4 protein-coding genes and 1 pseudogene are annotated in these 7309 nt (G+C 50.9%); all 5 read right to left on the bottom strand.

Going from position 1 to position 7309, the window contains the following annotated elements:
- Nucleotides 1-142: 142 nt before the first annotated feature.
- Nucleotides 143-1987, bottom strand: a complete 1845-nt coding sequence (locus EII23_RS11220) for an AIPR family protein (protein WP_124793454.1) — start codon at nt 1985-1987, stop codon at nt 143-145.
- Complete coding sequence (locus tag EII23_RS11215; protein ID WP_124793453.1) at nt 1980-2978, bottom strand: PD-(D/E)XK motif protein; 999 nt, start codon at nt 2976-2978, stop codon at nt 1980-1982. The genes EII23_RS11220 and EII23_RS11215 overlap by 8 nt, the downstream gene beginning before the upstream one ends.
- The gene (locus EII23_RS11210; protein WP_124793452.1) at nt 2971-5631 is read right to left on the bottom strand and encodes a Z1 domain-containing protein; all 2661 of its coding nucleotides are present in this window, start codon (nt 5629-5631) and stop codon (nt 2971-2973) included. The genes EII23_RS11215 and EII23_RS11210 overlap by 8 nt, the downstream gene beginning before the upstream one ends.
- Before the next feature lie 22 nt (nt 5632-5653).
- The gene (locus EII23_RS11205) at nt 5654-7057 is read right to left on the bottom strand and encodes an ATP-binding protein (RefSeq protein WP_124793451.1); all 1404 of its coding nucleotides are present in this window, start codon (nt 7055-7057) and stop codon (nt 5654-5656) included.
- A gap of 159 nt (nt 7058-7216) precedes the next feature.
- A pseudogene (locus tag EII23_RS11200) lies at nt 7217-7309 on the bottom strand (IS5/IS1182 family transposase); the annotation flags it as partial.

Here is a 7309-nt window from a genome sequence, read left to right as displayed (position 1 = left end):
GCATAGAACCGGAGCCGTCACGGGCCTTGCAGCGCGGGATTGCCGCTTCGCATCCCGCTCACAAGGCCCGCGCCGCCTCCTCAAGGCAGAGCCAAAACTCACACCATATGGCTGCTACGAAAAGTGCGAAAATTTCTGGACACTACCCATCAATTCCGTTGTCCATAACCCGTTGATTACCAGCTTCTTTATCCAGTTGCTTGTCCTGGCTTCTGGTAAGCAATTCATTACGCAGGGCATCAGGCAGCGTGTACGGAATTTCAAGCAGGCCTTCCCAGCACTGTCTGCGCTTGCACCATTCAGTCACGTTGCGCACATGATCCGGGGTTGCCGTGATAAACGTGTTAACCTTTTCTGCTGTCAGCAATAAAGCCTCAGCCACAACCGGGGAGGGAGCCTGTTTTGCCCAGGTGCTGTCCCAGTTCATAGCCAGCCCGGCACGGTGTATGTGCTCAGCCAGCAGAGCCTGAGCGTACGCGACAATGTTGGCGCGATAGCCGCCCTGATACCAGGGCTGCTCAGAAACCATTTTTTCCACTGCCCTGAAGACAATGCCCCGCGCGACAGCACGCTTGTAGAATCTGTCATTGAAGGCCGTATCATCTTTTTCCCATAACTCGCTGATACGCCGTGCGTATGCGGCAAAGTTCTTTTGTGCTCCCAGGTTGACTTCTACTGGGAAGCCGTCCCACGCATTGTCGAACTTGGCCAGATCCGTTTTGGTAAAAAGCTGCGCCCTAGGGTATTCACGCTGCCAGGCGTCCTTTTGTGCCTTGGTTTTATCGGACTGTGCCTCAGCATATTGCCCACGCGCCCGTTCGTAAAACCATTTGGACTGTCGCTGCGAGCCATCGACCGCTGGTGCCCACAGACGTCGGGACATTTCTTCCAGGCGCACATGAAAAGCATGATTTGAAAAGAAATCCGCCGCGCTGACTTTGTTCTGTGTGTTGGAATATTCTGAAATTTTTGGGATTACTTTGGACGACAGATCCGACTGCACTTCGGAAAGTTTCATCTGGACAAAAATGCCCGACAAATCAGCCTTGCTCCGTCCCGCATGGTACAAAGAAGCAGTAGTTTGTCCGCCGTTGACAATCTGCAGGTTCTGCACAGATACCAGTTCTTCCCTGCCGTTCTGGTTTTCAGTCACAATGGCTTCTGCCACCGCTGATATGCCATTGTTGTAGGCAAAAAACATATCCGGTTCCTGCACAATGGTGCGCCGGATTCCTTTGTTCACATTGCCGCGCACCTGAAGAAAGGTGCGTACATTCAGCTCCAGCAGCCGGGAACCATATTTCCCATAAAGATCAGCAAGCAACTGTCCAGGCAGCACCACCATATATGATTTATAGGCTGTGGCATCGAGATGAGCAGGCAGACAGTGAAGCGGACGCCCAAATTCTTCTCTGAAGTTGATGACAATGGCTTCGCGCTCCGCTTCCTGAAGACGGGACAGGCGCTCTACATCCCAGATATGAAAACTTGCGCTCCAGTCCCCAACCTGCTGATTCTCAAGATGAAGAATTTTACTGCTCAAAGGGCGGCTGGAAATCAGAAAAAAGCGAATTCTGCCATAGGTTCTGGCGTCTGTTCGCAGGCTCCAGGCCAGACCATAGGCGGCAGAGCTTTCTTCCAGATTTTCACACAGATTTTTTGTGGCAGCCTGCACAAAGAAATTTTTTAAGCGGTTGAACGCCTGCGTGGCGTCCGTCAAAGTCAGGTTGCCTCCGGAACCCGCCTGGTCGTGATCCACGATGAAAAGATCGATGGCGTCTTCATTTTCAGAAAAACTGTACCCGTCAACTACCGGGACACCCCGCATTTCGTAGTATGCCGGAGAAAAGCTTTCAATTTCTCCTTCATCTTCAAGCCATTTGCCTGCAAGTTCCGCCACAGCGCCACGGGTGAAGTTCCTGGTGCTGTCTGCCCAGTTCATGACCATCTGCGCAAAATCACTGGAGAGGTTATGGACTTCACTCATGGGCTACCTCCACGTCTGACATCGTGGATATGTCCTGCGCCCAGGGAGCGCAGTCAGACAACGACAGGCTGTATCGGGTCTCCAGAATACCTGTAGGCAGCATGGCAGGCTCAAGGCGAGGAAAGTCCTCTCTCACGGAAAAACATCGTTTGCCGCTGATTCTCCACCAGTGCTGGTCATACGCCGGGGTGTCAACGTATCCCCTTTGCAACAGGCGTACCTCAAATTCTTCGGACGCCAGTTCGTCGTCAGCAAGAGTCTGTCGAACAACCTGCACAAGGGTATGCAGTGAAAACGCCCCCCGCTGACCACGCTCAGCTTGTGACGCGCTGAATACCACCAGAAACAAGGGACAATCCGGCTGATGCAACTGGTGTTGCGAAGCAATGTGAACAATTTCGGGTGCCGTGGCTTGCCTGCATTTGACCTCCACGGCAATGCCGGATGCCAGCATAAAATCCTGTGGATGCTCTTGCGGGGCAACCCAGCCAAATACACTCTCCGGCAGGGTAAATTGTGAAAGCACATGGGCACTGAGAAAATACAGCTCTCCAAACAGACCAAGTTGTTCATGCAGAGTCATGAAACCTGGTGTGAGTGAGCGACCAAGCAATTTTTGCCATCTGTTCAGGTGGCGGAGAATAACAGGGAGAACGGCTTCAGATTTGATAACCTTGCGCGATGCCTCCACAAGAGCGATGCAGAGAGTGTGAAAATTGTCTTCATGCGCCCTGTCATGCAGTTCAACAGTACACCAGGAATGGGCATCCAGGTGCTGGAAATGCACCTGAATCAGTTTCAAAGAGGGAATATTTTCGGCAGCAGGGAACGGCAGACAACCGGGCAGGCGGCATAAAAGCTGTGGATGTTGCTGCGCACTCAAAGCCCAGAAAAAATCGTGCGGGTGCTCTGTGTCCACGCGAACGGCTAGGCTTGTGCCAGGCTCTGTGGATGGACGGAGGTTCCCCCAGGGAGAAGCTGGCTTATTCATCTTCTGGCTCCGCCTCCACAGATTCGAACAATCGCAACCAGTTTCGGCTCACGGTATATTCATGTGCCTGGATGCGTAAATCACCGTAAGGGGGAAAACTCGCTCCCCAGGCGGCAACATTCGGGCAAATAACAGCGTCCGCGGCATCCTGAAGATCGATAAGGTGCAGCATCAGCAGAGGACGCTCCAGCTCTCCTCTGTACCAATGGTCGGCCATTTGCTTTGAATCGCCTTTTTTCCGCCATTTATCTTCCGCTGTTGCTATCTGCTCAGCAGAAAGTGGCAAACATTCGATTCCCTTTGTGGCGACACGTTGCCTGGTGCTGAGGAGAAAACCGTCAACAGGGGAGTCCGCCCCAATTGTCCGACGTTGTTTCCACACCTCAAGGCCTGCAAAAGAAGTTCGAATATCCTCCTGTTGCTGCTTGGCAGAAAACAAACCAACATCCCAGCAAAGCTCTGTACCTCTTCTCCGCAGGGCATCTTTCAGCGCAAAAAGGTAGGCGAACAAGTATGGATTGTCATATTGCATCCTTGGGTGAACCATAAATTTATTGAAGAAGTCTTCAACAAACTCAGTGGGGACTGCCCTCCACAGGAAGGGGCCAGGGATGCTCTTTTCGGTATTTGCCTGGGGATGTTCTGTTTGCGCGACAGTCTGCACCTGTTCAAGCAAGACCCGCATTGCCTGCTGATTGTTTGCCAGTTTTTCCTGTTCGCTGAACACAACCCAGGTTTCCACAAGTCTGCCGTTAAGGTCCGGGCGAATAACCCGTTCCTGTGTAGCGCGACGTTTATTCATTGCCGTGACAATGAGTGTTTCCGGGTGGTTTCTGACTTTCAAGCCAAAGTCAGCGGGCGTCAAACCCCGTTGGGACATACTGATCAGGTCTTCTCTGAGCTCCTGCGATATTTCGGCAATGTGGGCATACCACCCTTGGGCATCTTCGGGCATCCAGACACGGCACAGGTCTTCATAGCTGTCGCGGTAGCCAAACCATCGCCCCATCTGCATCAACGTGTCATACGCCCTTGAATTTCTGTTCCAATAGCTGATCATCAGCCCTTCCAGGGTAAGACCACGCGAGAGTGTGTATCCCCCAATGGCAATAACATGGAGCCCGGTATCGCTGTAGTCACCATACTTCAGCGAGTCGCCGGAACGGCTGTTAATCACCCGCAACTGGATGGAGCGGACAACATCCGGGAGTATTGTCCGAATGCCTGACCACAGGATGCCGCAATCTGGGTAATGCTTTCGGAAAACACTCTCCAGGTGACCCCATAACGCGTTTTCCTGCCCTGGCATCCGGGCGCTTGCGCAAATCATATTTTTTCTCTGCTGCACGGCATCATCCAGAAGAAGTCTTACATGCTGCTGTACGGCGGCGTATGGGGATACGTTCACAAGCATGGACATATGGTTTTCAGATTCCCCATTCTTATATCGTATTGCGCAGGCTATTAAAAAAGTTTCGACAGCCTCAATCAAGCTGGCTGGAAGCTCCACCGGAACAAATGTTGAGCGGGCAGAACGTGGAAGTACGTCTTCGGCATCATTCAGAATGTTCAGATATTTTCTGCGGTCATCACCGTAGTCAGCAAAAACTTTATCAGCACCAAAGTAATTGTCTGGGGCACTCAGGCAGTAAATAAAGTCACTTGGGAAAAGATCATGCGAATACATCGCATTTTCAGTCTCAGGATCAATAAAAATATTGGCAAATGGCGTTGCCGTATAGCCAACATAAGAACTTTTTCTGAACGTATTCAGTATAGAGCGGATTAGTCCGTTAATTCGTGTAGGGTCAAGCTCTTCTCTGTTCGTATTGACTGAAGCATTATCTGCCTCATCGTCCACCAGCAGCAAGGGCATGTCCGCCCAGTCACCACCGGGTTTACTGCTGTTTCTTAACCATTGCAGAAGGTTTTCAAGTACTCTTGCATTCTTTTTGATTACAAGAATCACAGATGTTCCCACCGCCTGCGGTGGTATCTGAAGTTCAGCCTTTTGTTGAGAAAAGTCATACTCAGGAGTGGTGAGGCTTATGGGCCGCATCTCAGCAGGTGCGAGATTAGTAAACCCTTCTTCCAGCCGCTGCTGCGTTTGTGAACGCAGGTTTTCATGAATACCTGTGATTACAATAAAAAGCTTATACCCAGCGTCCGCAGCCCGGCACAGAAGGCCAGCATAGTTTGAAGTTTTTCCTGACTGCACATGTCCAAGCACCAGCCCACGTCTGTCCCAGCCATCAGCTTCTTCAGGATTTCCAAGCAAATTAAGAATATTTCGCGTATCATGTCCCAAGGTCATGATGACATTGCCTGGGTATCTTTTACTGTGAAGGTATGTTTCATACGCATTCCAGCATGGCCATTGCAAGTCACGCTGGTCAACCCAGGGAGGTGGCAGATACCGCTCTTTCAAGGCGGCACCCACACGCATTTTTACCGGTATGCATGCCAGCATGGCTCTGATGGCTTCTTCAGTAAGCAATTCGTCCACGGAAACGCGATATGCGGGAGCGAGAACAGGAAGGAGGCGGAGAACCTCAGCCCGGATATCAATCTCAGAAGGTTCATCCATGCCCATGCTTTGCAACTGGGCTTCAATAGCTCCTTTGAGACCTGCAAACAACGCGTTGCGAGACATGGAACCCCCTGTTCTTTATTGGTCAGGATTTAAGCGTTGCAGTTATTTTCTGGATTTCATCCTCGCTCAGCCCCTGCCTGTGCAGCAGAGCAACGATAGTCAGGAGGTGTTCAGGCTCAATCGATGGTACAGCATGTTTCGCTTCAAGGTTGCCACCAAGCTTGTCATTGTAAATAGCTTCTGTGGGAAGCTGGCGTTCAAGGACATCCAGAAAGGCAGAAAATTCTTTTTGGCTTGTTTCTGACAGCGTACCAAGAAATGCCTGAACAAGTGCCTGTTCCTTATTGATACGGTAACGCACGCCCTGGTTGCTCTCTTCTCTTACCCAGGGAGAATATTTTTGTATTGTAAAGCGTTGTCCCCGACTTGTGTAGGTCCTCGTGGAGTGTTCGGTAATTCTGTCAATGATGCGTGACAATTCGCGTCGTACTGCTTCCGGCGGGGAGACGCTGGACTTTTTTATGTCCAGGCTCCACAGATCATCAAGGTCATTGGGTATGTCAATCATTACTCTGGCCAGGCCGGAGGCTTCCGTTTTGGCTTTTCTCAAGCGAAACCAGTCTCCCCAGGCGAGGAGTCTTTTGTTGCGGTAGACATAAAATCCTTGGGTAGCAGCCGGGCCACCCAGCTCTCGCAGAGCGTCATAGTCCACAGCCTTCAGCTTGGAATAGTGTGGAATTATAAACGATTTTACAGCAATATGCGCATCGCGTACAAAAATACTTTCTTCCGGAAGCCTTTGGGTAGCCTCATAGGTGCGGAAGTAAGGATCAAATGGAGGGATCGACTCATGGTTGATCAAAATTTTCAGAGCAGCAGTTCGTTTTTCTTCAAGATATCTGTGAAATACGAGTGACAGATGCCGTCTGACCATCTCAACATGCTTAAGAAAGGCATCACGGACACTGCTCTGGTCAGCCCCACTGGTGCATAATCTGTCCAGCTTCTCCCAGACAACAAGCGTACCGGAAGACTCACCGAGTCTGTCTGCAAAAGGGACTTTGTCCAGTTGCCTGAGTAGCCGCAAGTTCCAGCGATCCTCCATCTGGTCAAGATCCCACTGCCCCGCGGTGAGCTCCCCCTCTTTCTGGCTGATTACTGTCAGATTGCGACACTGTGAAAAGGATGCCGTTTTCAATCCAAGGCCAAAGCGGCCAAGGTCTTGAGGCGGTCTTTTTTGCAAAGGGCCAAGCCCACCCGGGCGCATAGCTTCGATAAGTTCTTCGCGGGTCATTCCTTGCCCGTTGTCAAGAATCGCAAGACAAGGAATGCCTTCTTCACACCTGTGCAAAATATGAATTTCCGACGCTTGCGCGGCAATGCTGTTGTCAATGATGTCCGCCACAGCCGTTTCCATAGTGTAGCCAACATTCCGCATCGATTCTATTAAAGATGACGGGCGCGGTGTGCAGTCAATCAGCTCCATAAAAATCCTTTTGCTGGATTTTTTTGTTTATCGAATCACTGTAGCAACGTATGGTGCACTGAAGCATCTTCAGCAGCCTTATCGCCATCCTGCTCAAAGAAATTTAAAACGGGTGGACAGCAATCTTGTCGTATCCTCTGCAACGACTAGATATTGTCGTCAAATTATTTTTGCCCACAATGAGATGCACCTGATTTGCACGGCGGCAAGGAAGGAAAGGCTTCGTTTTGCGTAGCGCGTAGCGATGCCGCG

This window comes from Desulfovibrio sp. OH1186_COT-070 (assembly GCF_003860215.1).
Lineage (GTDB): Bacteria > Desulfobacterota > Desulfovibrionia > Desulfovibrionales > Desulfovibrionaceae > Desulfovibrio.
This window is presented reverse-complemented; position numbering and strand designations above follow the sequence as displayed.

What these genes read in the sequence shown, in the direction of transcription:
- EII23_RS11210 (WP_124793452.1), bottom strand. Translation starts at nt 5,631, where the DNA reads ATGTCTCGCAACGCGTTGTTTGCAGGTCTCAAAGGAGCTATTGAAGCC.
- EII23_RS11205 (WP_124793451.1), bottom strand. Translation starts at nt 7,057, where the DNA reads ATGGAGCTGATTGACTGCACACCGCGCCCGTCATCTTTAATAGAATCG.
- EII23_RS11220 (WP_124793454.1), bottom strand. Translation starts at nt 1,987, where the DNA reads ATGAGTGAAGTCCATAACCTCTCCAGTGATTTTGCGCAGATGGTCATG.
- EII23_RS11215 (WP_124793453.1), bottom strand. Translation starts at nt 2,978, where the DNA reads ATGAATAAGCCAGCTTCTCCCTGGGGGAACCTCCGTCCATCCACAGAG.